Source organism: Actinacidiphila glaucinigra, from assembly GCF_035918135.1.
Classification (GTDB): Bacteria; Actinomycetota; Actinomycetes; order Streptomycetales; family Streptomycetaceae; genus Actinacidiphila; species Actinacidiphila glaucinigra.
In genome coordinates this window covers 6,847,829-6,870,995 of record NZ_CP109144.1, presented here as the reverse complement: position 1 = coordinate 6,870,995, position 23,167 = coordinate 6,847,829, and the positions used below count along the sequence as shown (strand labels likewise).

The following is a 23,167-nucleotide window of genomic DNA, read 5'->3' as shown; positions in this document are numbered from 1 at the left end:
ATGGGCGTGTCCGGCTCGGGCAAGTCCACCGTCGGGGGGCTGCTCGCCGAGCGGCTGGACGTCCCCTACGCCGAGGCGGACGACTTCCACCCGCCCGCCAACATCGCCAAGATGTCGGCCGGGCACCCGCTGGACGACGAGGACCGGGCACCCTGGCTGGACGCCATCGCGGCATGGATCGCCGAGCGCGGCGACCGCGGTGGCGTGGTCAGCTGCTCGGCGCTGCGGCGCCGCTACCGTGACCGGCTCCGGCGGGACACCCCCGGGCTGTTCTTCGTCCACCTCGACGGGTCCGAGGAGCTGATCGCCTCGCGCCTGGCGGCGCGGATGCAGCACTTCATGCCCGCCGGGCTGCTGCGCTCGCAGTTCGAGGCGCTCGAACCGCTGGAGTCCGACGAGGCCGGTGCCGTCGTCGCGATCGACGGCGGCCCCCGCCAGATCACCGAACGCGCTCTGGCCGCGCTCCCGCACTGAGCCCGCCTTCCCTCCTCCCCCACCCCCCACGCACAGTCCCCCACCCCCTCCCCCCACGGAGTAGAACGTGTCTGCACTCAGCGCCGAGTTGCTGGCCGCGGCCCCCGCGGCGACGGAACCGATCACCAGCGCGGGCGACACCCAGCTCGCCCTCGCCGCGCTCGCCGGCATCGCGGTGATCGTGCTGCTGATCACCCGCTGGAAGATGCACGCCTTCCTCGCCCTCACCATCGGCACCGGAGTCCTCGGTGCCGTCGCGGGCGCGCCCCTCGCCAGGACCATCGCCAGTTTCACCACCGGCCTCGGCACGACCGTCGCGGGTGTGGGCGTCCTCATCGCGCTCGGCGCGATCCTCGGCAAACTGCTCGCCGACTCCGGCGGTGCCGACCAGATCGTCGACACGGTCCTCGCCAGGACGAGTGAACGGCGGCTGCCGTGGGCGATGGCGCTCATCGCCGGCCTGATCGGGCTCCCGCTCTTCTTCGAGGTCGGCATCGTGCTGCTGATCCCGGTCGTGCTGCTGGTGGCCCGGCGCGGCAACCACTCCCTGATCCGGATCGGCGTCCCGGCGCTGGCCGGTCTGTCCGTGATGCACGGCCTGGTGCCGCCGCACCCCGGCCCGCTCGCCGCGATCGACTCCATCCACGCCGACCTCGGCACCACCCTCGCGCTCGGCGTGCTCGTCGCGCTGCCCACCGTCGCGATAGCCGGCCCGCTCTTCGGGCGGTTCGCCGACCGCTGGGTGAAGGTCACCCCGCCCGAGCACCTCACCCCCGCCCGGGCCTCGGACGACCTGGAGAAGCGTCCGGGCTTCACCGCCACGGTGGCCACGATGCTGCTGCCGGTGGTGCTGATGCTCGGCAAGGCGCTCGTGGACGTCCTCGTCGACGACCAGGGCAGCCTGGTCTTCCGGGTCTTCGACGTCATCGGCTCGCCGCTGATCGCCCTGCTGTCGGCCGTGGTCCTGGGCATGTTCACCCTGGGCAGGGCGGCCGGCTTCACCAAGGAGCGGATCTCCACGACGGTGGAGAAGTCCCTCGGCCCGATCGCCGGCATCCTGCTGATCGTCGGCGCGGGCGGCGGCTTCAAGCAGACCCTCATCGACGCCGGCATCGGCAACATGATCCTCGGCTGGTCGGACGGCTGGAACATCTCGCCGCTGCTCCTGGCCTGGCTGATCGCCGTCCTCATCCGGGTCGCGACCGGCTCCGCCACCGTGGCCACCATCTCCGCCGCGGGCCTGGTCGCACCACTGGCCGAGGGCATGACCCCCACGCACGCCTCACTGCTGGTGCTCGCCGTCGGCGCCGGTTCGCTGTTCTTCTCGCACGTCAACGACGCGGGCTTCTGGCTGGTGAAGGAGTACTTCGGGATGAACGTCCCGCAGACCCTGAAGTCCTGGTCCGCCATGGAGACCGTGATCTCCGTGGTCGGGATCGTCTTCGTCCTGCTGCTCTCGCTCGTCTTGTAGGCGACGCCCCCGCTTCGTCGCCCGTACGCCCTTCCCTGGTACGTTCCATGCGTCTGACCAGGGAAGGGCGTCAAAATGTCACAGCTGCACACCGAGCACCCGTTCACCGAGGAGGTCGCTCCCGGGGTCCACGCCTACGTCCAGCCGGACGGGGGCTGGTGCCTCAACAACGCGGGCTGGGTGACCGACGGGAGCAGCACGCTGCTGATCGACACCGCCGCCACCGAGCGCCGGGCGCTGATGCTGCGCGAGGCCCTCGTCGGCTCCGGCGCGCCGCTGCCCGCACACGTGGTCAACACCCACCACCACGGCGACCACACCTATGGCAACAGCGTCTTCGCGGACGGGGCCCGGATCGTCGGCCACTCCGCGTGCGTCACCGAGCAGGTCGCGGCCGGGCACCAACTGCACGCGATCTGGCCGGACGTGGAGTACGGCGAGGTGCCGGTGGTCCCGGCGACGGTCACCTACGAGGACCGCCTCACCCTCCACGTCGGCGAGGAGGAGGTGCAGCTCCTGCACCCCGGGGTGGCCCACACCCTCGGCGACACGATCGTCTGGCTGCCGGGGCGCCGGGTCGTCTTCACCGGCGACCTGGTCTTCAACGGCGGCGCGCCGTTCGTCCCCATGGGATCGCTCCAGGGCTCGCTGCGCGCCCTGGAGGTGCTGCGTTCGCTCGACGCCGAGGTCGTCGTCCCGGGGCACGGCGGCATCTGCGACCCCGCGGTGTACGCCACCGTCGAGGGCTACCTGCGCTTCGTGACCGAGCTGGCGGCCGAGGGCCACAAGGCGGGCCGGACCCCGATGGAGGTGGCGCGGGCGGCCGACCTCGGCGAGTTCGCGACGCTGCGCGAGCCGGAGCGGCTGGTCGCCAATCTGCACCGCGCGTACGCGGAACTGGACGGCCTGCCGCTCGGCTCGCCGCTGGACCTGCTCCCCGTGATCACCGACATGGCCGTGCTCAACGGCGGCCGGATCCCGGAGTGCCTGGCCTGAGGGCCGGCCGGGTCACCAGCGGCGGGTGACCCAGCCGGGCTCGGCCTTGCGCATGGCGGCGGCGTCGTCCCGCTCGTGGAAGGTGCCGTCGTCCTCCAGCCAGCGCCGGTGCAGCGCGTCCAGCGCCGCCCGGTCGAGTTCCACCCCCAGGCCCGGGGCGTCGGAAACGTTCAGCCGGCCGCCCCGGAACTCGTGGCGGCGGGTGATGACGTCCTCGGCCTGCCAGGGGTAGTGCGAGTCGCAGGCGTGGTGCAGGCCGGGCACCGTGGCGGCGACGTGCGTCATGGCGGCCAGGCTGATGCCCAGGTGGGTGTTGGAGTGCATCGACAGGCCGACCCCGAAGGTGCGGCAGATCGCGGCCAGTTCGCGGGTGTTGCGCAGCCCGCCCCAGTAGTGGTGGTCGGAGAGCACGATCTGGACCGCGTCCTTGGCGAAGGCCTCCGCGATCTCCGGGAAGGTCGTCACGCACATGTTGGTGGCGAGCGGTACGTCCGTGCCGGCGGACACCTCGGCCATCAGGGCGGTGCCCGCGGCCGGGTCCTCCAGGTACTCCAGGACGTCGCCGAGTTCCCGCGCCACGTGCAGCGAGGTCTCCACCGACCAGGCGCCGTTGGGGTCCAGCCGCAGCGGCTGCTCGGGGAAGGCAGCCGCCAGGGCCCGTACGGCGGCGATCTCCTGCTCCGGCGCGAACACCCCGCCCTTCAGCTTGAACGAGGTGAAGCCGTGCTCGCGCACCAGCCTGCGGGCCTGCGCGACCACCCCGGCCGGGTCCAGCGCGTCGCCCCAGTCGTCCTTCTCGCCCTGGTCGCCGGGGTGTTCGGCCCAGCGGTAGAAGAGGTAGGCGCTGTAGTCGACGGTGTCGCGGACCTTCCCGCCGAGCAGGGCGTGCACGGGCAGCCCGAGTGTCTTGCCGAGGGCGTCCAGGCAGGCCACCTCGAAGGCCGAGACCACGGAGAGCAGCAGCTTGTCGGCGGTCTGGACGCCGCGCAGGCCGCCGGCGTCCACCGCGTCGGTGGTCTCCTCGGGCACCGCGCAGACCAGCGCCGCGAGGGTCGGCAGGTTGTTGAGGTCGTCGACGCGGCAGCCCTGCAGGGCGTCCGCCAGCGGCCTCGCGAGTTCCAGGTAGCGGGTGTCGCCGTAGGTCTCCCCGACGCCGCTCACGCCGCCCGCGGTGGTCACCTCGACGATCAGGCGAGGGGTGTACGGCTGGTGCACGCCCTGGGTGTTGAGCAGCGGCGGGTCGGAGATGAGAACGGGGGTGAGTCTCACCCCGGTGATCGTCAGATCCCTCTGCTGTGCCACTGCACGCCACCCTTCGCGTTCACATATGTGAATTCCATACGTCCACCAGAACGCGACCCTAGGTGGCGTCCGGATGCCCGTCAAGAACGCGCAGGTCGGCGGCGCTACGCCGGTCCGCCGGAGGGCGCCGGGACCCAGTCGGGCAGCGGCTCCAACGCCGCGCGCCAGGCGGGCGGCAGCTCGTCGATCCCGGTACGGGCGGCGATGACCCCGCCTGCGATGGCACAGGTGGTGTCCATGTCGCCGAGCCCGGCGACGGTCTCCCACAGACCGCCCTCCAGGTCGTCCAGGTGCCGCGCGGCGCACCACAGGGCGAAGGGGACGGTGTCCTGCGCGGAGACCCCGTAGCCGGAGCCCAGGACCTCGGCCGCGTGCCGGACCGAGGTGCCCTCGGGGAAGCGGCCCGCGGTGCGCAGCCCGGAGCGCACGTCACTGCCGGGGAGCCGGTCGGCCACCCGCGCCAGCAGGTCCCGCGGGGCCGGGCCGCCGCGGCTGCGGGCCGCGAAGGCGGCGGCGAGCGCAACGGCGACCGCTCCGGCCGCGGCCTCGGGGTGGTGGTGGGACACGGCGGCCTGCGCGGCGGCGGCCTCGGCGGCACCCTCCAGGTCGGCGGCGAGCCACGCGCCCAGCGGCGCCACCCGCATCGCGGCGCCGTTGCCGTACGAGCCCTGCCCGCCGAACTGCCCGGCCACGACGCCCGCCCAGGGCTCCCCGTCGCCGATGCGGCGCAGGACGTCGTGCATGGAGGGGCCGTACTTGCGGTAGGGGTCGGCGGCGTAGGCCCCGGCGAGGCCGGCGGCGAGGGCGTCCTGCCCGACGGAACCGCCGTTCGCCGTCAGGTGCCCGAAGAGCGCCAGCGCCTGGGCGGTGTCGTCGGTCCAGTACCAGGGAACGTCCTCGGGGGTGATCCGGTGCGCGATGGCACCCTCCCGCTCCTCCCGTGGGGCGAAGAACCAGCGGTCGCCGAAGGCGTCGCCGTGGGCCAGTCCGTAGAGCGAGTCGAGGGCGGCGGGCGGGATCATGGGGTCAGTCTCGCAGCGCCGCGAACACCGGTCACCTGCTTTTCCGGCGGCGGGCGGGGCGGCGGACTGGACGACATACCGACTGGTCGGCATGATAGCCGGGACAGCTACGGCGGCGGCGAGGAGCAAGGATGAGCGGGACGGAGAACCCACCGGGACTCGACCTGGAGCGGCTGCGGCGGCACCTCGACGCCGAGCGGCCCGGACTGCCGGCGGGCGCGCTTCAGGGTGAGCTCATCGAGGGCGGCCGGTCGAACCTGACCTACGCGGTGACCGACGGCGTCTCCCGCTGGGTCGTCCGGCGTCCCCCGCTCGGCCACGTCCTGGCGACGGCGCACGACATGGCCCGCGAGCACCGCGTCATCAGCGCCCTGCGCGACACCCCCGTCCCCGTCCCCGGGGCCGTGCTGCTCTGCGAGGACCCCGAGGTCATCGGCGCGCCCTTCTACGTCATGGACTTCGTCGAGGGCACGCCCTACCGCACCGAGCGGCAGCTCACGGAGCTCGGGCCGGAGCGCACCCGGGACATCGTGCTGCGGCTGGTGGACACCCTGGTCGCGCTGCACGCCGTGGACCCGCGGGCGGTGGGACTGGACGACTTCGGCAGGCCCGAGGGCTTCCTGGAACGGCAACTGCGCCGCTGGGGCAAGCAGCTCGACGCCTCGCGCAGCCGCGAACTGGCCGGGATCGACGAACTCGCGGCGCTGCTCGGCACGCGCCTGCCCGCCTCCGCGCCCGCGGCGGTCGTGCACGGCGACTACCGGCTCGACAACGTCCTCATCGGCGCCGACGACACCGTCCGGGCCATCCTCGACTGGGAGATGTCCACCCTCGGCGACCCGCTCACCGACCTCGGGCTGCTGCTCATGTACGGCGAGCTGCGCCCCACCCCGGGCACGCCCGTCTCCGTCACCGGGGGCGCGCCCGGCCACCCCTCCCCCGCCGAGCTGATCGAGCGCTACGCGGCGGGCTCCGGCCGCGACGTGTCCTCGGTCGCCTGGTACACCGCCTTCGCCTACTTCAAGCTCGCGGTGATCCTCGAGGGCATCCACTACCGCTACACCCTCGGCCAGACCCTCGGCGCCGGATTCGACCGGATCGGCGCCATGGTCCCGGCCTTCATCGACAACGGCCTGCGGACGCTTCAGGAAGGCTGAGCCATGGATTTCGCGTACGACGCCAGGACCGAGGAACTGCGCGGGCGGCTGCTCGCGTTCATGGACGAGCACGTGTACCCCGCGGAAGCCGTCTTCCACCGGCAGCGCGAGGCGGCGGAGGGCGAGGCCGTGTGGTCCGCGCCGCCGGTCGTCGAGGACCTGAAGGCGAAGGCACGCGAGCGCGGGCTGTGGAACCTCTTCCTCCCCGGTGAGCGCGGCGCCGGGCTGACCAACCTGCAGTACGCGCCGCTGGCCGAGATCACCGGCCGCAGCCCGCACCTCGCCCCGCCGGCCCTCAACTGCGCCGCGCCGGACACCGGGAACATGGAGGTGCTGGGCGAGTTCGGCAGCGAGCAGCAGCGCAAGACCTGGCTGGAGCCGCTGCTCGCGGGCGAGATCCGCTCGGCCTTCGCGATGACCGAACCCGATGTCGCGTCCTCCGACGCGACCAACATCGAGACACGGATCGAGCGCGTCGGCGACGAGTACGTCGTCAACGGCCGCAAGTGGTACATCTCCGGGGCGATGAACCCGCGGTGCCGGATCTTCATCGTCATGGGCAAGACCGACCCGGTCGCGGAGCGCCACCGCCAGCAGAGCATGCTCCTGGTGCCGCGCGACACCCCCGGTCTCGAAGTACGCCGCGGCATGAGGGTGTTCGGCTACGACGACGGGGACCACGGCGGCCACGCCGAGGTCGTCTTCCACGACGTGCGGGTCCCCGCGGAGAACCTGGTCGGCGAGGAGGGCGGCGGCTTCGCCATCGCCCAGGCCCGCCTGGGGCCGGGCCGCATCCACCACTGCATGCGGCTGATCGGCATGGCCGAGCGGGCGGTGGAGCTGATGTGCCGGCGCGCCACGGGACGGGTCGCCTTCGGCAAGCCGCTGGCGGAGCAGGGTGTCGTCCAGCAGTGGATCGCCGAGGCCCGGGTGGAGATCGAGCAGTTGCGGCTGCTGGTGCTCAAGACCGCCTGGCTGATGGACACCGTCGGCAACCGGGGCGCCCACACGGAGATCCAGGCCATCAAGATCGCGACTCCGGAGAAGGTCGGGCTGATCCTCGACCGCGCCATCCAGTTGCACGGCGCCGGCGGCGTCAGCCAGGACTTCCCACTGGCGGAGCTGTACGCGGCGGCCCGCACGCTGCGGCTGGCCGACGGCCCCGACGAGGTCCACAAGCGCTCCCTGGCACGGCGTGAACTGAAGCGGTACACCCGGGAGGGCTGACGCGGCACGGATGACCGCGGCTCCCCCGGGCTCCTGCCCGGGGGAGCCGCCCTCGCGCACGGCCGGTGTCGCGGGCGTGGCCAAGGTGGTCATGTCGCGGGGCCCGGCACCGGTTGTCCGCGCGGTGTGGATTCCGCGCGACCGGCGGCACGTGACGTCGGGGGTGAGGACCCGCGCCCAACGGCGGGCACGCCGGTCGCCGCGCCGAGCGGGTGACGGGGAGTCGGAATCGTCCGCATGCACGGGGCTTCGCGGGCCGATCTCCCGTGCGGCGCTCCGCGGGTCCGGGTCCGCGGGCGAGGTGCCCCCGGACCCGGATGCCACCGCGGTGGCGATGCCGGCCCTTGACCGCGGGCGCGGCGGCGGCGCTCCGGCTCCGCGCCGTACGCGGGACGCGGTCAGCCGGGCACGACCACCAGGCGGCCGGTCGTCGTGCCGTCGGCGACGCGCTGTACGGCGTCGGCGGCGCCCTCCAGCGGAACGCGCTCGCTGACGAGGGGCCTGATCGCACCCTCCGCGGCGAGGCGGGTGAGCTCCTCGTGGCAGCGGCGCACAGCGGCGGGGTCGTGGGTGTTGTACAGGCCCCAGTGCAGGCCGACGACGGAGTAGTTCTTGACCAGGGCGTGGTTGAGGCCGGGGCTGGGTATCGTGCCGCTGGTGAAGCCGACAACCAGGATGCGGCCCTCGAAGGCGACGCACTTGGTGGACCGGGTGTAGGCGTCGCCGCCCACCGGGTCGTAGACGACGTCGGCGCCGCGCCCGCCGGTGGCCTCCTTGACGACGGCCACGAAGTCCTCGGAGGTCCGGTCGACCACGACGTCGGCGCCCAGCTCCCGCGCCGTCTTCGCCTTGTCGGGCCCGCCGACGACGCCGATCACCGTGGCGCCCGCCGCCTTGCCGAGCTGGACGGCGGCGCTGCCGACACCGCCCGCCGCGGCGTGCACGAGCAGGGTCTCGCCCTCGCCGAGCCCCGCCCGCCGGTGCAGCCCGAACCAGCCGGTCTGGTAGCCGATGTGGAGGGCGGCGGCCTCGGCGTCGTCCAGCGCGGGGGGAGCGGGCAGCACGCCCGCCGCGGGGACGACGGCGAGTTCGGCGAAGGCGCCGCCGGGCAGCGCGGCCGGGGAGATGACCCGGTCGCCCGCCGCGGGCCCGGTGACCCCCTCGCCGAGCGCGACGACCTCGCCGCAGAACTCGACACCCGGGGTGAACGGCAGGGGCGGCCGCACCTGGTAGTGCCCGCGGCACAGCAGCGCGTCGGGGAAGTTGACGTTCGCGGCGCGGACCTTCAGGAGCAGCTCACCGGGGCCCGGCTGCGGGTCGGGGACCTCGTCCAGGCGCATCGCCGCGCGCGGCTCCCCGTTCTCGTGCACTCGCCATGCCTTCATGCGGTCTGCTCCCGGTTCGGTTCAGGGCTGCCGCACGGAGTGCAGCAGCATGTCTGCGAAGTCGGCGGCGACCTGGCCGGCGGACAGCGGCCCGTCCTCCCGGTACCAGGTGCCGAGGTGGTGGACGGCGCCGAAGAAGAAGTCGACGACGAGGTCTGGCCGGAGCTCCTGCCGGAACACGCCCTCGCGCTGCCCCTCCTCGACCAGGGCGCGGAACTTCTCGTGGTAGCGGCGGCGGTCGGCCCGCACCGCCTTCTGCTTCTCCGGGCTGAGCTGGTGCATCGACCGGAAGAAGATCTTGGTGTCGTCGAGGTTGCCGATGCTGGTGACGACGACGTCGGCGGCGGCCTCGACCAGGCGCTCCGCCACCGACGTCGCCTCCTTGCCGGCGATCGCCTCCAGGCGCTGCATCTGCAGCCGCAGCACGCGCCCGTAGATCTCGTGCAGGAGGTCGTCCTTGCTGCCGAAGTAGTGGTAGAGCGCGCCCTTGGTGACGCCGGCGGCCTCGACGATCTCCTGCACCGACGTCCGGTCGTATCCGCGCTCGGCGAAGAGGCGGGTGGCCTCGGCGAGCAGCCGCTGGGGTACCGCGGCCGCGGTCGCCTTGGGTGGGGTGGTGCTCCGTGCCATGGCCTGCCCTCTCTCCGTACCGGTGCGCCCGGACAGCATACCGACCGGTATGTGACTCAATCCCGCCGTGTGCGCAGCTCCCTGCGGAGGATCTTGCCGCTGGACGTCTTCGGCAGCTCGGGCAGGACCTCGATCTCGCGCGGGAACTTGTATGCCGCGAGGCGTTCCCTGCAGTGCCCGATCAGCTCGGCCGGGTCCGCCGCGGCTCCCGGCCGCAGGCTGACGAAGGCCTTCACCGACTCCCCTCGGTAGGCGTCGGGGACCCCGACCACGGCGGCCTCGCGTACGGCGGGGTGCGTGTACAGGACGTCCTCGACCTCGCGCGGCCACACCTTGAAGCCGGACGCGTTGATCATGTCCTTCTTGCGGTCGACGACGTAGAGCCAGCCCTGCTCGTCCATGAAGCCGATGTCGCCGGTGCGCAGCTCGCCGCCGGGCAGCGCCTCCTCGGAGGCTTCGGGCCTGTTCCAGTAGCCGGGCACCACCATGGGCCCGCGGACGGCGATCTCGCCGTGCTCGCCGAAGGGCACGTCGGCGCCCTTGTCGTCCACGATGCGCACCATCGTGCCGGGGCCGGGGACGCCGACCGAGAGCGTTCCGGAGACGGGGTCGACCGGGGCCTCCAGCCCGGCGGGGACGGCGGCGCAGGGCGCGGTGCACTCGGTGAGGCCGTAGCCGTTGCGCAGGTAGTGGCCGAAGCGCTCACGGAAGGCGGCGACCAGCGCGGGGGGAACGGGCGCGCCGCCGGAGTAGAGCAGACGGAACGAGGAGAAGTCCTCGGCGGTGGCGTCCGGCCGGGCCATGAGCGCCATGTAGGCGGTCGAGGGGCCGACCATGTACGCCGGGCGGTGCTCGCGCAGCGCGTCGAGGACGACGCCCGGCTCGAAGCGGTACGCGAGCGCCACGGTGGAGCCCGCGACGATGCCGGCGGCCAACTGGCAGACCATGCCGGTGATGTGGAACAGCGGGGCGAGCGCGAAGAGCGTGGCACCGTCGGGCAGGACGCTGTGCGCGCGCTGCCGGTCGGCGTTGTAGCTGATGTTGCCGTGGGTGTTCATCGCGCCCTTGGGAACGCCGCTGGTGCCCGAGGTGTAGCTGATCAGCGCGATGTCGTCGGCGGTCAGGCCGGGATCGGGCAGCGGCGGGCCGGGGGTGCCCGCACGGGCGGCGGCCAGCAGGTCGTCCGCGTCCTCGTGCGGGGTGCGCCGCCCGGCCAGCACACGCTCGTCGTCCCTGGTCTGCAGGTCGAGTCCACTGGTCGTCAGCGGGATCCGCACCGGCGACCCGGCCGCGGTCGCACGGATGTGCGCGTCCCAGTCCCGGTCGGAGCAGACCAGGGCGGTGACCCCGGCGTCCGCCAGCACGTGGGCGAGTTCGCGCTCCTTGTACATGGGGTTGACCGGCACGACCGTGCCGCCGGCCTTCCAGGCGCCGAGCAGCGCGACCGCGAACTGCGGCACGTTCTGCAGGACGATCGCCAGCCGGTCGCCGCGCGCGAAGCCGCGGGCGGCGAGGTACCGGGCGAGCCCGTCGGACAGCTCGTCGAGCTCGCGGTAGCCCACGCGGCCGTCGAAGTACGCGAGCGCGGTGCGGTCGGGCACGCGGGCGACGACCTCGCGGAACGCGTGCAGGAGGGTGACCGGCGGGTCGGGGAGGGTGTGCAGCTCCTCGTCGAAATGCCGCAGCCACGGTTTGCTCTCGTACGAACTCACGCGCCGGACCCCTCCTCCAGCTTCCGCTGCACCCGGTTCATGCCGCCGATCCAGCGGTCGGTGTCCCCGGCGCGGGCGGTGTAGTAGGCGCCCGTCCCGGGGTGCGGCAGGATCAGGAAACGCTCGTCGGCGATGCCCTGGAACACGGCCTCGGCGACGTCCTCCGGCTCGATGGCGGTGGGGGCGAGCACGAGGTCGCCCGCGGGCCCCGCCCCGCGCAGCATGTCGGTGCGCACGCCCTCCGGGCAGACGGCGTGCACGCGCACGCCCCGGTGGCGGTAGGTGACGGCGAGCCACTCGGCGAAGGCCAGGGCGCCGTGCTTGGTGACCGAGTACGGGGCGTCGCCGACCATGGTCAGCAGCCCGGCGGCGGAGACGGTGGCGACGAAGCGGCCCTCGCCGCGCTCCAGCCACTCCGGGAGCAGTGCGCGGGCGGCGCGCACGTGCGCCATGACGTTGACGTCCCAGACCCGCTCCCAGACGGCGTCCTCGGCCTCGGCCCCGGCCATGGCGCCGATGCCGGCGTTGGCGCAGAACACGTCGACGCCCCCGCCGAGTGCCGCGCGGGCCGGCTCGACGACCGCCGAGGCGTCGCCCGGGACGCAGATGCCCCCGATCTCGTCCGCGACGGTCTTGGCGGCGTCCTCGTCCAGGTCGTTGACGACGACGCGCGCGCCCTGCGCCGCGAATCTCCGGGCCAGCGCCGCGCCGATCCCGCCTCCGGCACCGGTGACGACCACCCGGGCATCGCGCAGCGCTTCCATCGCGTCTCCTTCGGCTCGGAACGGGCTCCCGTCGGCATACTAAGCAGTCGGTCAGAGGTTGGGAAGGGACACCGGGGAGGCGGCGGAATTCCCCCCGCGCGGTGTATGGCCGCATCCGCGCCGGATTGGGATGATGCGACGGCATCGGTCCGGGAGAACCAGGGGGACGGTCATGCCGGGGATGAGTGTCGAGCCGTACTGGGAGATCACCTTCGACGCGGACGGCGACCCCGACCGGGCGCAGCACGACCGGCTCACGGCGGGCGTCGGCGCGAAGGGAGTCACCGACCTGCTGGTCTTCTCCCACGGCTGGAACAGCGACCGCTCCGGCGCGACCGCCCTGTACGACCGTTTCCTCGCCCCCGTCCCCGGACTGCTCGCCGGGCGCGCCCGTCCCGGCACGGTCATGGGCTACGCGGGGGTGCTGTGGCCCTCCATGCGCTTCTCGGACGAGCCGATCCCCGACTTCGGGACGCTCCTGCCCGGCCCGGAGCCGCTGCGGCCCGATCCGGCGCTCGACGCGGTCACCCGTGACGCCCTCGTGGCGGTCTTCCCCGGGCACGCGGACGACATCCGCCGGATCGCAGAGCTGCTGGAGGAACGCCCGGACGGCGAGGAGCCGTTCGCGGAGTTCGCCGCCCTCGTTCGACGGCTGACCGGGGTGCCGCCGGAGGCCGTGGCCGGGCTGTGCGCGGACGACACCTCCGACGCGGCGCCGGGGGCGGAACCGGCCGTCCTGTGCGGCGACCCCGTGGCCGCCTGCGAGGAGTACGCGGCGGCCCTGGAGGGCGGCACCGGGCTGCCGCTGGCGGGCGGCGGCTGGACCCGGCTGTGGAACGGCGCCAAGGAGATGCTGCGCCAGGCGACGTACTACGCGATGAAGCGGCGGGCCGGTGCGGTCGGTGAGCGGGGACTCGGCCCCCTCCTCGGCCGGCTCGCCCGCGCCCACCCCTCGCTCTCCGTCCACCTGGTCGGGCACAGTTTCGGCGGCCGGCTGGTCTCCTACGCGCTGCTCGGACTGCCCGACGGGGTGCGCGCCGTGAAGTCGGTGACCCTGCTCCAGGGCGCCTTCTCGCACTACGCGTTCGCGTCCCGGCTGCCCCACGACGGTGCGCACGGCGGTTCGTTGAGCACCGCCCGGCTCAAGGTGGCGGGCCCGGTGGTGTCCTGCTACTCCCGCCACGACACGGCACTCGGCACGATGTACCCGATCGCCTCCCGGCTGGCGGGCGACGACCGCGGCTTTGGAGCGGACCTCGGCGACCGCTGGGGGGCGGTGGGCCACGACGGCATCAAGGCGGTCGGCGACACCATGGACGTGCCGCTGGCCGAGGCGCTGCGCGGGGCGTTCCCCCGGGCCGGGTGCGTGAGCGTGGACGCCTCGGCCGTGGTGTCCCGCGGGGGGCCGCCCTCCGGGGCGCACAGCGACATCTGCCACCCCGAACTGGCGCGGATCGTGTTGCGCGCGGGCCGGCTCCTGGCCTGAGGCCGTAGGCCGGCAGCCGGCCCGCGCGGGCCGTGCACGACGGGTCAGCGGTGGGCGGGGAACTCCACGACCTGCTGGTAGGTCGGGCGGTTCTGCCAGCTGATCTTGCCGTGCTTGATGCCGCCGAGGGTGCGGTGGATGACCGTGTCGGCGCACCACTGGTCGCCGGCCGAGCAGTTCTCGTCACCCGGGTACACCTGCGCGGGCGTCCGCGCGGCGGCCTGCTTGAGGGTGCCGGTCAGCACATCCCGGCAGGCCGCGAGGTCGCCGCCGCCGCAGTAGGTGCGGGCCAGGCCGCCCCGCACGGGTTCGCCGAGCACCGCCCGTATGTCCTTGTCGACATAGGACCACCAGCCGTACTGGAAGGCGCTGCCGGCGTGCGAGCCGGTCGGGCCGTGCCCGGCCGAGGGCGCCTCGTCCACGGTGAGGTTGGCGGTCAGCGCCCCGTACAGCTCGCTCCCCAGGCCCGGTTCGAACTGGGCCTTGACCAGCAGCGGCCACCACGCGTCCATGATCCGCACCGCGTCGGCGTCGGCGTAGGTGTGCGAACCCGGCGAGGTCTCCCGGCGCTTGGCACCGGCGGTCACCCAGTCGGAGAGCTTGGTGACGGCCGCGGACACCGCGGGATCGGAGACCGTACCGCTGCGCAGCACCTTGAGCAGGTCGGGCAGCACGTCCTCGCCCCGCAGGTCGGTCAGCGCCGCGTCGGCCATCGCCTTGGTGAGCTGCGCCCGTGTGACGCCGCCCGCCGCGACCAGCTTCTTCACCCGGTCGTCCAGGAGGTTGCCGCGGTGCACCGAGCCGTTGCCGAACCCGGCCGCGTCGTAGTCCTTCGCCTGCCGGTTGTTCCAGGACACGTAGTAGTCCTGGCCGACGGACTGCGGGTGCTCCGAGGCGGGCGTGTAGTCGGCGGTGTTGTGGGCGGGGTCGAAGCCGCTCCACTCGTAGGCGGGCTCGGCCCGCACCGGGAAGGTCGGGTCGACGTCGGCGGCCCGCACCGGGTTGGCGCCGCTGTTGAAGTAGGCGGCCTCCCTGGAGTCGGCGTAGAACCAGTTGAAGGTGTAGTTGATGTGCTGGACGGCCTGCTGGAAGGAGGCCGCGTCGGTGACGGCGGACGGGTCGTTGAGCATCTGGAAGCCGACGACCGAGTCGGCCTCGTGCATGTAGGAGCTGCGCAGCGCCACGTAGGCGACCTTCTTGCCGCCGATCGTGGCGCGGTGCGTCACCGGGCCGTACTTGGTGCGGTGGATCTGCATCCGGTAGGAGCCAGCGGCGGTGCCGTCGGCGGTGGTGGGCTTCCAGGAGTTGCTGCGCTCCAGCTTCTCCATGGCCGTGCAGGTGCCGCGGTAGAGGTAGTGCACGTCGTCCTGGCAGAGCTCCACCGTGTAGGTGTCGGTGATGTCCTGGGCCGAGGTGGTCGCGCTCCACGCGTAGTCCTGGCCGCGGCCCAGCTCCACGTACATGCTCAGTCCGGCGAAGGAGGCGCCGCGGGCGCTGATCCCGGGGCCCTGGATCTCCTGGAGCATCAGCAGCTGTGGCGCGAAGTAGCCGGTCTGCGGGCCGAAGACGGCGATCGGGTGGCCGCTCGCGGTGTGCGCGCCGCTCACCAGCAGGGCGTTGGACATGCCGCGGGTGTTCGCGGAGAGGGCGCCCGTGGTGGCGCTCTTCGAGGCCGCGGACGCCTTCGCGGTGCCGGCGCTGCCGGTGCGGTCGTGGACCAGCGGCTCCACCGTCACGCTCCCGGCGTCGGGCAGTGCCCGCCCCTGCGGGTTCTCCGGCCGGACGGCGTAGGGGAAGCTCTCGCCGTCGTGGACGGTCAGGACCGCCTCGGGGTCGTTGCGCTCACGGAAGGACTCCCAGACCCTGGTGCCCTCGGAGACCCCGTACTTCTGCTGGGCGGCCAGCAGGGACAGCGCGTTGGTCACCTCGCCGCCGCCCCCGGTGCCGAACAGCGCGCCGATCACGGAGGCCAGCGCGATCAGGTCGGTGGACTTGAACCTCTCGATGGTGCCGGCGTTGGTGATGGCGTCCTTGTGGCCGGTCAGCACGTACTCACCGGGGAAGTAGCGGCCGCTGTCGGAGGCCGCGATGTAGGCGTTGATCCCGTCGACGTAGGCGTTGACGTCGGCGAGCGCCTGCCGGCCGCGCTCCCCGTTCTGCGTGGCGATCCAGTCGATCTGGGCCAGCAGGTCCTCCTCGGTGTACGGCGCGGCGCGCCAGAACTCCTGCTCCAGCCCCTGGTTGGCGGGGGCGCCGCCGGCGAACGAGGTCAACTGGCCGCGTCCCACGTGCCGGAACAGGTCCATCAGCCACAGCCGGTCCTGCGCCGCGGCGTACCCGGCGCCGAACTCCGTCCCGTACCGGGTCGTGCCGGAGATGTGCGGCACGCCGGTCTTCTTGTCCCGGGTGATCGTCACGTCGCTGCGAGGGGAGGTCGTCGAGGCGACCTGCCCGGCCGGGACCCCGAAGGAGGCGTCGTTGAAGAAGTTGTTGATCGTGGCGTCGGTGAGGTTCTGGTACCCGCCGGCCAGGTTCGCGTACGGCCCGAGCTGGTCCTCCGCGTGCTCCGGCTGGGTGCCGAAGATCTGGTTCAGCAGGATCTGGGCGAGGGTGGCGTTGCCGTTCTCGCCCGGCGGCAGGATGTCCGAGCACCGCCCCTGGCAGTAGTCGGTGACGGGGGCGGCGTGCGCCGCCATGGGCAGCGGCGCGACGAGGCTCGCCCCCAGCGCGAGGACGGCCGCCGCGGCGGCCGTCCTCATTTTTGTTCTGAACCTGCCAAACCTGGATCGCATGACCACTCCTCCCGAAGCGCGGTGTGACGCAGGTTACTTCGAAATATGACCGCCGAGTAAGGTGAACATGCGTCACGTTTCAGCTACGCCATCCCGGCTGGAACTCGCCGCCCCGGGGATGGATCCGGAACGCCGTCCGTTACGTCCATTCGAGAGCGATGCGACACCGACGACGGAGGTGGCACACCATGGCCGGATTCCGGAGCCTCGCCAGACAGGTGCGCGATCCCCGGCGCTCCCCCACCCAGCGCCGCACCTACCTGCGCAGGTGCCTCGAGCGCTTCGCGCCGTACGGGCACCGCGCGACCTGGGACCACCTGTGCACCGGCGCGGGGATCGCGCCCGACGACCGCGAGCCGGACCCGGTCCGGCTCGTCACGGCCCTCGCGGAACTGGAGGAGGCGCGGGCGGTCTGGCTCACCTACGAGCGGGAGTTCGCGGCCCGCCGCAAGGAGGAGAAGTTCTACGGCATCCGGCAGCCCGGCGCCCTCGACGACTGGCACCGGCGCACCTGGGGCGGCAACGGGGTCGCCTGGTGCGAGGACCCCCGCGTCCACCCGGACGACCGGCTGGCGGACGTGCTGCGGCGCCTCATCGCGGCGATCGACGCGGGGCCCGGGGCGGGGTGCCCGGTCTGCGGCGAGGAACGGCTGCGGTGGCGGAACGGGCTCAACCACTACCCCGGGGCGGGGCCCGTGTGCGGGCGGTGCGGGATCGTCGTGCCGGTGCCGGTGCTCGGCGAGTCCGCCTTGGCGGAGGCGCGGGGGGCGCTTGTCCCTTCGGGGTGAGCCTTCGGGGGGCGCCCGTTGTGTGCGGCGCCGTTGTGGTTGCGGTTCGTTGTTGTGTCCGGGTTGTTTGCGCCTGCGGCGGGCGGTTCTCCCGCCCTCCCTCCCGATTGCCCGGCGCGGTTGGTGCGGGCCTGCGCGCGTGCGTGGTGGGCCGGGGGCGGGGCCTCCGGGGCTGCACGTCCTGGACTGGGTTATTTACGTGCATGGCGGGCGGTCCAATTGGTGCCGTCTGTGCCGCACACAAATATCCCGCAGCGTCCAGAACATCCACCCCTACGACCCCGCCCCCTCCGTTTCGTTGGGCGGCCAACGGCCGGTGGGGGGTGATGGGGGGCGCCCCTACCCGCACGGTTGGGAGCTGCCCTCAGCAGGGGTCCTCTGGCCGCAGGCCGAGCAGGGGTGCACGCACCGCTGGCCGAGGGCACCTCCCACGGGACGAGTGACGCACCTCACCCACCGGCGCTCCAGGGCATTGCCTATGTCACGGCGATGCCGAAGGTCGCCAGGCGGCAGATCACGACGATTGCCGATGTAGGCACGCACCCTGACCTCCGGCGGGCGGCCGACCCGCAACCAGATTCAGCCTTGGAACCACACCGACCGCACCGAACCAGCGCGCCCCTGGCCGAAGGCCGAAAAGGGCGGGAACACGCACACGACAACGGGCCGCTCAGCAGGGCGCCATACCGCCGGGCATCAGCCCGAGCACTCCCTTCCGGTCCGATCGCGCCGGAGCCGGCGCGGGCCTCAGCCACCACCCCCATGACCGTGGGCGTTCAGTAAGACGCGTGCGGCAACCCCGGACCGCCCTGTACCACCCTCCGGCCGTCAGTCGCCCGCGATACGGAGGGGGCGGGGTCGTAGGGGTGGATGTTCTGGACGCTGCGGGATATTTGTGTGCGGCACAGACGGCACAACTGGTACCGCCCGCCATGCACGTAAATAACCCAGTCCAGGACGTGCAGCCCCGGAGGCCCCGCCCCCGGCCCACCGCGCACGCGCGAGGCGGTCACTGACCGCGCCGGGCAATCGGGAGGGCGGGCGGGAGAACCGCCCGCCGCAGGCGCAAACAACCCGCACACGACAACCGGCCACAAGGGGCACCCGGCCCGCAGGCGCAACCAACCCGCACACAACAACCGGGCAGCCCGGCGCAGCCGCCCGCAGGCGCAAACAACCCGCACACAACAACCGGGCAGCCCGGCGCAGCCGCCCGCAGGCGCAAACAACCCGCACACAACAACCAGGCAGCCCGGCGCAGCCGCCCGCAGGCGCAACCAACCCGCACACAACAACCGGCCGCAACCACAACCCACCCCGGACCGACAAGCGCACCGCGCGCCACCGTACTGACACCCCCGTCGCCGTGGTGCGACGATGCCACCTCAGGCAACGCACACCCTCGCGCGAAGGGGACGGGACCGGCCCATGGCGGAGCTGCACGATCTGACGGCGCTGGAGCAGGGGAAGGCGATCAGGGCCGGGGAGGTCTCCCCGACGGAACTCGCCGAGCACTATCTGGACCGCGTCGACCGGCACAACGACACCCTGGGGGCGTTCATCACCGTCACCCCGGAGATCGCCCGCAAGCAGGCCGCCGACGCCGAGGCGGAGGCGCTCGCGGCCCGGCGCGACGACCGCCGGCGGCACCTGTCGCCGCTGCACGGCGTCCCGGTCCCGGTCAAGGACCTCAATTTCGTGGCCGGCGTGCGCTGCACCCTGGGCTCGCAGGCGTACGCCGACCACGTGCCGGATGTCGACGACCACGTCGCCGCCAAGCTGCGCGCGGCCGGCACGGTGCTGCTGGGCAAGACCAACACCCCGGAGTTCGGGCTGCCCTGCTACACCGAGAACAAGCTGGCCCCGCCCGCCCGCACCCCGTGGGACCTGGAGCGTTCCGCCGGCGGCTCCAGCGGCGGGGCCGCGGCCGCGGTGGCCGGGGGGCTCGCCCCCCTCGCGCAGGGCAGCGACGGCGGCGGCTCGATCCGCATCCCCGCGTCCGTGTGCGGCCTGTTCGGCATCAAGCCCAGCCGGGGAAGGGTGAGCGCGGGCCCGGTGCAGCACGACGTGAGCGGCCTGAGCGGCAGCGGCCCGATCGCCCGTACGGTCGCGGACGCGGCGGCCCTGCTCGACGTCCTCGCGGGCCCGATGCCGGGCGACCCGTACAGCGCGCCCTCGCTGCCGCAGGGCGAGTCCTTCTCCTCTTACGTCGGCCGCGATCCGGGGACACTGCGCGTGGTCGGGCTGCCCCAGCCCCCCGTGCCCGGGGTCGAGCTGCACCCGGACTGCCGTGCCGCGTACGACGGCGCCGCCGAACTGCTGCGCGGACTGGGCCACCAGGTGGACGAGGTCGAACTGCCCGTGGACGACGCGATCCTGCACGCCTTCACCCGGGTGTGGGGCGTGATGGCCACCGTCTACCCGGTGGCGCCGGAGCAGGAGGAGCTGCTGATGCCGCTCACCCGGCACCTGCGCGCCGAGGGCGGCAAGGTGAGCGGCCCCGACTTCGCCGCGTCGCTGTACGCGTTCCGGGCGCTGGGGCAGCTCATCGCCGACGCGCTGCTGTCCTCGTACGACCTGGTGCTGACCCCGACGCTGGCGCGGCCCCCGGCCTTCGTGGGGAGCGCGGGCCTGCGGAACGACGCGGATCCGGCGGCGGAGTTCGCGGGGCTGGCCGGTTACACGCCGTTCACGCCGATCTCCAACGCCACCGGGCAGCCGGCCGTGAACGTGCCGCTGCACTGGACGGAGGAGGGGCTGCCGATCGGTGTGATGTTCGGCGGCCGCTACGGGGACGAGGCGATGCTCATCTCGCTGTCGGCGCAGCTGGAGTCGGCCCGTCCGTGGGCCGGCCGCAGGCCCGCGATCTGGTAGCGGCTGCGGGGCGCGGCGGCTCCGTGCCGAGCAGCCGCCGCGCGCCGGGCCCCTGGTCGCCGAGGGCGTCGCCGGGATTGGACAGGGCGCAGCGGTCCAGGGAGAGGCAGCCGCAGCCGATGCAGTCGTCCAGGCTGTCGCGGAGCGCGGTGAGCCGGTCGATGCGGGCGTCGAGTTCGGCCCGCCATCCTGCGGAGAGCCGGGCCCAGTCGGACCTGTCCGGGGTGCGGCCCTCGGGCAGGCCGTCCAGTGCCTCACGGATCGCGGCGAGCGGCATGCCGACCCGCTGGGAGGCCCGGATGAAGGCGACGCGGCGCAGGGTGTCGCGGGTGTAGCGGCGCTGGTTGCCGGCGGTGCGGCGGCTGCGGATCAGGCCCTGGGCCTCGTAGTAGTGAAGCGCCGAGACGGCGGCGCCGCTGCGCCCGCTCAGCTGGCCGACGGTCAGTTCACGGTGCTCGCCGGGGATCCTCGCCACGTCCCGACTCTACGGGAGGTCGACGAGCCGTTTGCGGCGCGGGACGCTCGTGCGCCACAACCGGACGCACGAGACGAGCGCGGCGGCGACCAGCAGCGCGTTGCGGACGGCGACGATGGCGGCGCCCTGCCAGGTGGCGGCGGTGACGTCCGCGAAGAACAGCGGGTAGTCGACCGTGGTGACTGCGGTGGCGAGCAGCACCAGCGCGGCGACCGGCCGCTGGGTGGTCTGCCGCATGGTCAGGCAGACCGCGCCGAGGCCGATCAGCCACACAAGGTACTGGGGACTGATGACCCGGCTGGTGACGGTGAACAGGAGCACGGCGGCCAGCGCGGCGTCGTACGGCGTGGCCGGGGTCCAACGGGCCGCCTTCATGCGCCAGATCAGCAGCCACAGCAGACAGGTCCCGGTGAGCAGCAGGGAGGCGGTGGCGATCTCGGCGACGTAGGGGCCGGTGAACTCCAGTGAGCCGTAGTGCGCGACCACGCGCCCCTGCCAGCCGAACATCTCCGCGACGTGCAGGAAGGTGCCGCCGAGGGACTCGATCTCGACCCCGCGGTGGTGCTGCGCGGACAGGAAGCCGAAGGCGCCGCGGAAGGCGGTGCACAGCACCAGCAGCAGCCCGCCGGCGGACAGGGCGAGCGCCGTCCAGGTCTGCCGGGTGGTCCGGCCGCGCGGGGTGCCGAGCACGGTCAGCACCGGCCAGAGCTTGATCAGGGCGGCGATCCCGGCGAGCGCGCCGCCGAGCCGCGGGCGCGCGGGCAGCGCGAGCAGTGCGCCGACGGCGATCACGGTGACCATCAGGTCGTACCGGGCGTAGGGCAGGTGCATCAGCAGCGGCAGGGCGAGCGCCCACAGCCAGGCGCCGGCGGTGCTGCGGCCGGGCCGGGCGGTCCCGGCCCGCAGCAGGAGGAGCAGGACGACGGCGTCGGCGGCGAGCGACAGCAGGACGAAGCCCTGGAAGTAGCTGAGCCCGGGCAGCAGCACCGGGGCGAGCATCACCAGCGCGGCGCCGGGCGGGTACTGCCAGGTCACGTCGCCGACGGGGAAGTCCCCGTGCGTGAACCCCTCGCTCCAGTGGCGGTAGAGGAAGTGCACCTCGCGGGCGATGTCGCCCTGCCCGCTGCGCAGCAGGGCCAGCATGACGACGCGACTGGCGAGCCAGTAGACGCCGAGGGCGAGCCAGGCCTGGGGCCAGGTCGCGGGGCGCAGCAGGGCCGTGCGGGGGGTGGCCGGGGAGGGGGTGCCGCCGCCGTGCCGGACCTCCACCGTGTGCCAGTCGGACGGGCTGGTCTCCGTGGGGGCCTCGGCCACTTCCGTCTCCTCCACCAGCGCTGACAGGGACATACGGAGATGAAAGATAGTCACAAACCGGACGAATGGCCGTTGATACGCGCCGGGTGCGGGGCGTTGACAGGGGTCCGCCGCGGACACCATGCTGAGCAAGCGCTTGGACAGTACGGGAGGCATCACATGGCTCAGCCCAGGATCTTCACCTCGGTCGGCGAACTGAAGGCCGCCATCGGGGAGGACCTCGGCACGACCGGCTGGCTGGAGGTCGACCAGAAGCGGATCGACCTGTTCGCGGACGCCACCGGGGACCACCAGTGGATCCACGTTGATCCGGAGAAGGCGGCCCAGGGCCCCTTCGGCACCACCATCGCGCACGGCTACCTGACGCTGTCGCTGATCCCGTCCTTCACCCCGGAGCTGCTGCGGGTCGAGGGCGTGAAGATGGGCGTCAACTACGGGGTGAACAAGGTCCGTTTCCCCTCCCCCGTGCCCGTCGGCTCCCGCCTGCGGGCCACCGGCCGGATCGCCGAGGTGAGCGAGGTGCCCGGCGGCGCCCAGCTCGTCGTGGCGATCGCCGTGGAGCGCGAGGGCGCCGACAAGCCGGTGTGCGTGGCCGAGACGGTCGTCCGCTTCTACCTCTGACCGGGCGCGTACCCGACCATGCGCAGGGCGAGATCGGCGTACAGCGCGCCGATCCCGTCCGGCGTCCGGCGCCCGCCGGGGTTGAACCAGCGGGCCACGTCGATGCAGAGCGACAGCAGCGCGACGGTGGTCCCCGGGACGTCCGGCACGTCGAACTCCCCGGCCCGCACGCCGTCGTGGATCACCGAGCGGACCGCGGCCTCGCTCTCCCGGCGCAGCTCCACCACCTCGGTGTAGTGCTCGGGGCCGAGCGCGCCGAGTTCGTACTGCACGACGCGGCCCGTGGTGTGGTGCTCCGCGTGCCAGCGGACGAAGGAGCGCACGGCCGCCGCCAGCCGGTCGGCCGGGCCGCCGTCGCCGTTCGCGGCGTCCTGGAGCAGCCCGAGGGAGAGCCGGTGCCCGACGACGCTGATCTGGTAGAGCAGCTCTTCCTTGGTCTTGTAGTGGATGTACAGAGCCGCGGGGCTCATGCCCGCCCGGCCGGCGATGTCGCGCGTGGTCGTCGCGTGGTAGCCGCGCTCCGCGAACGCCTCGACCGCGGCGATCACCAGCCGCCGGGCGGCATCGGGGGTGATGCCGCTCCACGCCTCGGTCCGCTCCGACTGCCCCGCCTCCACGTCCATGGCGGACACCCTACATGGGCACTGAGCAAGCGCTTAGATACCGAGCGGTCGGTC

The 23,167-nt window shown here is 73.1% G+C and carries 19 protein-coding genes; 9 read left to right on the top strand and 10 right to left on the bottom strand.

All coding sequences use genetic code 11. The annotated features are described in order from the left end of the window. From OIE69_RS30935 to OIE69_RS30925, 3 genes are all read left to right on the top strand, one after another. Positions 1-474, top strand: coding sequence for a gluconokinase (locus OIE69_RS30935; protein WP_326581464.1), 474 nt, complete (start codon positions 1-3; stop codon positions 472-474). A 67-nt stretch (positions 475-541) separates the two neighbouring features. Then, positions 542-1,945, top strand: coding sequence for a GntP family permease (locus OIE69_RS30930; RefSeq protein WP_326577377.1), 1,404 nt, complete (start codon positions 542-544; stop codon positions 1,943-1,945). Between the two features lie 75 nt (positions 1,946-2,020). Then, positions 2,021-2,941, top strand: a complete 921-nt coding sequence (locus OIE69_RS30925) for an MBL fold metallo-hydrolase (protein WP_326577375.1) — start codon at positions 2,021-2,023, stop codon at positions 2,939-2,941. A gap of 12 nt (positions 2,942-2,953) precedes the next feature. Here OIE69_RS30925 and OIE69_RS30920 read toward each other — a convergent pair whose 3' ends face one another. Continuing rightward, the gene (locus tag OIE69_RS30920; RefSeq protein ID WP_326577374.1) at positions 2,954-4,243 is read right to left on the bottom strand and encodes a glucarate dehydratase family protein; all 1,290 of its coding nucleotides are present in this window, start codon (positions 4,241-4,243) and stop codon (positions 2,954-2,956) included. Between the two features lie 104 nt (positions 4,244-4,347). Beyond that, positions 4,348-5,265: an ADP-ribosylglycohydrolase family protein gene (locus tag OIE69_RS30915; RefSeq protein ID WP_326577373.1), complete on the bottom strand. Its 918-nt coding sequence runs from the start codon at positions 5,263-5,265 to the stop codon at positions 4,348-4,350. A gap of 131 nt (positions 5,266-5,396) precedes the next feature. On the opposite strand from OIE69_RS30915, the gene OIE69_RS30910 reads away from it, so the two are divergent. Next, positions 5,397-6,422, top strand: coding sequence for a phosphotransferase family protein (locus OIE69_RS30910; RefSeq protein ID WP_326577372.1), 1,026 nt, complete (start codon positions 5,397-5,399; stop codon positions 6,420-6,422). Positions 6,423-6,425: 3 nt separating this feature from the next. Next, positions 6,426-7,649, top strand: coding sequence for an acyl-CoA dehydrogenase family protein (locus OIE69_RS30905; RefSeq protein ID WP_326577371.1), 1,224 nt, complete (start codon positions 6,426-6,428; stop codon positions 7,647-7,649). A 398-nt stretch (positions 7,650-8,047) separates the two neighbouring features. Here the strand turns inward: OIE69_RS30905 and OIE69_RS30900 are convergent, their stop codons facing one another. From OIE69_RS30900 to OIE69_RS30885, 4 genes are read right to left on the bottom strand one after another with little or no spacing between them, the layout of a single operon-like run. After that, entirely contained in the window at positions 8,048-9,034 is a 987-nt protein-coding gene (locus OIE69_RS30900; RefSeq protein ID WP_326577369.1) for an NADPH:quinone oxidoreductase family protein, read from the bottom strand. A 21-nt stretch (positions 9,035-9,055) separates the two neighbouring features. Continuing rightward, entirely contained in the window at positions 9,056-9,664 is a 609-nt protein-coding gene (locus OIE69_RS30895) for a TetR/AcrR family transcriptional regulator (protein WP_326577367.1), read from the bottom strand. A gap of 56 nt (positions 9,665-9,720) precedes the next feature. Beyond that, the gene (locus OIE69_RS30890) at positions 9,721-11,376 is read right to left on the bottom strand and encodes a long-chain-fatty-acid--CoA ligase (RefSeq protein WP_392567590.1); all 1,656 of its coding nucleotides are present in this window, start codon (positions 11,374-11,376) and stop codon (positions 9,721-9,723) included. Beyond that, positions 11,373-12,140, bottom strand: a complete 768-nt coding sequence (locus tag OIE69_RS30885) for an SDR family oxidoreductase (RefSeq protein WP_326577365.1) — start codon at positions 12,138-12,140, stop codon at positions 11,373-11,375. The genes OIE69_RS30890 and OIE69_RS30885 overlap by 4 nt, the downstream gene beginning before the upstream one ends. Positions 12,141-12,321: 181 nt before the next feature. On the opposite strand from OIE69_RS30885, the gene OIE69_RS30880 reads away from it, so the two are divergent. Next, the gene (locus OIE69_RS30880) at positions 12,322-13,626 is read left to right on the top strand and encodes a lipase family protein (protein ID WP_326577364.1); all 1,305 of its coding nucleotides are present in this window, start codon (positions 12,322-12,324) and stop codon (positions 13,624-13,626) included. Positions 13,627-13,670: 44 nt separating this feature from the next. Here the strand turns inward: OIE69_RS30880 and OIE69_RS30875 are convergent, their stop codons facing one another. Further along, positions 13,671-16,385, bottom strand: coding sequence for a penicillin acylase family protein (locus OIE69_RS30875; RefSeq protein ID WP_392567589.1), 2,715 nt, complete (start codon positions 16,383-16,385; stop codon positions 13,671-13,673). Between the two features lie 221 nt (positions 16,386-16,606). Between OIE69_RS30875 and OIE69_RS30870 the strand changes: the two genes are divergently transcribed. Both OIE69_RS30870 and OIE69_RS30865 read left to right on the top strand, forming a co-directional pair. Next, positions 16,607-17,206 carry a hypothetical protein gene (locus tag OIE69_RS30870; RefSeq protein ID WP_326577362.1) on the top strand — a complete coding sequence of 200 codons (600 nt, stop codon included), beginning with the start codon at positions 16,607-16,609 and terminating at the stop codon, positions 17,204-17,206. Positions 17,207-18,634: 1,428 nt separating this feature from the next. Next, positions 18,635-20,080, top strand: coding sequence for an amidase (locus tag OIE69_RS30865; RefSeq protein WP_326577360.1), 1,446 nt, complete (start codon positions 18,635-18,637; stop codon positions 20,078-20,080). Here OIE69_RS30865 and soxR read toward each other — a convergent pair. Together soxR and OIE69_RS30855 are read right to left on the bottom strand one after the other, a co-directional pair. Then, positions 20,013-20,555: a redox-sensitive transcriptional activator SoxR gene (gene soxR / locus OIE69_RS30860; RefSeq protein WP_326577358.1), complete on the bottom strand. Its 543-nt coding sequence runs from the start codon at positions 20,553-20,555 to the stop codon at positions 20,013-20,015. The genes OIE69_RS30865 and soxR overlap by 68 nt on opposite strands. A 9-nt stretch (positions 20,556-20,564) precedes the next feature. Beyond that, positions 20,565-21,902 carry a glycosyltransferase family 87 protein gene (locus OIE69_RS30855; protein ID WP_326577356.1) on the bottom strand — a complete coding sequence of 446 codons (1,338 nt, stop codon included), beginning with the start codon at positions 21,900-21,902 and terminating at the stop codon, positions 20,565-20,567. A gap of 126 nt (positions 21,903-22,028) precedes the next feature. On the opposite strand from OIE69_RS30855, the gene OIE69_RS30850 reads away from it, so the two are divergent. Next, positions 22,029-22,490: a MaoC family dehydratase gene (locus tag OIE69_RS30850; RefSeq protein ID WP_326577354.1), complete on the top strand. Its 462-nt coding sequence runs from the start codon at positions 22,029-22,031 to the stop codon at positions 22,488-22,490. On the opposite strand, the gene OIE69_RS30845 is transcribed toward OIE69_RS30850, so the two are convergent. Beyond that, entirely contained in the window at positions 22,481-23,113 is a 633-nt protein-coding gene (locus OIE69_RS30845) for a TetR/AcrR family transcriptional regulator (protein ID WP_326577352.1), read from the bottom strand. The genes OIE69_RS30850 and OIE69_RS30845 overlap by 10 nt on opposite strands. Positions 23,114-23,167: the final 54 nt, after the last annotated feature.

Coding starts and splice junctions, on each gene's coding strand:
- OIE69_RS30935 (WP_326581464.1), top strand. CDS start 1: ATGGGCGTGTCCGGCTCGGGCAAGTCCACCGTCGGGGGGCTGCTCGCC.
- OIE69_RS30925 (WP_326577375.1), top strand. CDS start 2,021: ATGTCACAGCTGCACACCGAGCACCCGTTCACCGAGGAGGTCGCTCCC.
- OIE69_RS30915 (WP_326577373.1), bottom strand. CDS start 5,265: ATGATCCCGCCCGCCGCCCTCGACTCGCTCTACGGACTGGCCCACGGC.
- OIE69_RS30910 (WP_326577372.1), top strand. CDS start 5,397: ATGAGCGGGACGGAGAACCCACCGGGACTCGACCTGGAGCGGCTGCGG.
- OIE69_RS30905 (WP_326577371.1), top strand. CDS start 6,426: ATGGATTTCGCGTACGACGCCAGGACCGAGGAACTGCGCGGGCGGCTG.
- OIE69_RS30900 (WP_326577369.1), bottom strand. CDS start 9,034: ATGAAGGCATGGCGAGTGCACGAGAACGGGGAGCCGCGCGCGGCGATG.
- OIE69_RS30895 (WP_326577367.1), bottom strand. CDS start 9,664: ATGGCACGGAGCACCACCCCACCCAAGGCGACCGCGGCCGCGGTACCC.
- OIE69_RS30885 (WP_326577365.1), bottom strand. CDS start 12,140: ATGGAAGCGCTGCGCGATGCCCGGGTGGTCGTCACCGGTGCCGGAGGC.
- OIE69_RS30880 (WP_326577364.1), top strand. CDS start 12,322: ATGAGTGTCGAGCCGTACTGGGAGATCACCTTCGACGCGGACGGCGAC.
- OIE69_RS30875 (WP_392567589.1), bottom strand. CDS start 16,385: ATGAGGACGGCCGCCGCGGCGGCCGTCCTCGCGCTGGGGGCGAGCCTC.
- OIE69_RS30870 (WP_326577362.1), top strand. CDS start 16,607: ATGGCCGGATTCCGGAGCCTCGCCAGACAGGTGCGCGATCCCCGGCGC.
- OIE69_RS30865 (WP_326577360.1), top strand. CDS start 18,635: ATGGCGGAGCTGCACGATCTGACGGCGCTGGAGCAGGGGAAGGCGATC.
- OIE69_RS30855 (WP_326577356.1), bottom strand. CDS start 21,902: ATGTCCCTGTCAGCGCTGGTGGAGGAGACGGAAGTGGCCGAGGCCCCC.
- OIE69_RS30850 (WP_326577354.1), top strand. CDS start 22,029: ATGGCTCAGCCCAGGATCTTCACCTCGGTCGGCGAACTGAAGGCCGCC.
- OIE69_RS30845 (WP_326577352.1), bottom strand. CDS start 23,113: ATGGACGTGGAGGCGGGGCAGTCGGAGCGGACCGAGGCGTGGAGCGGC.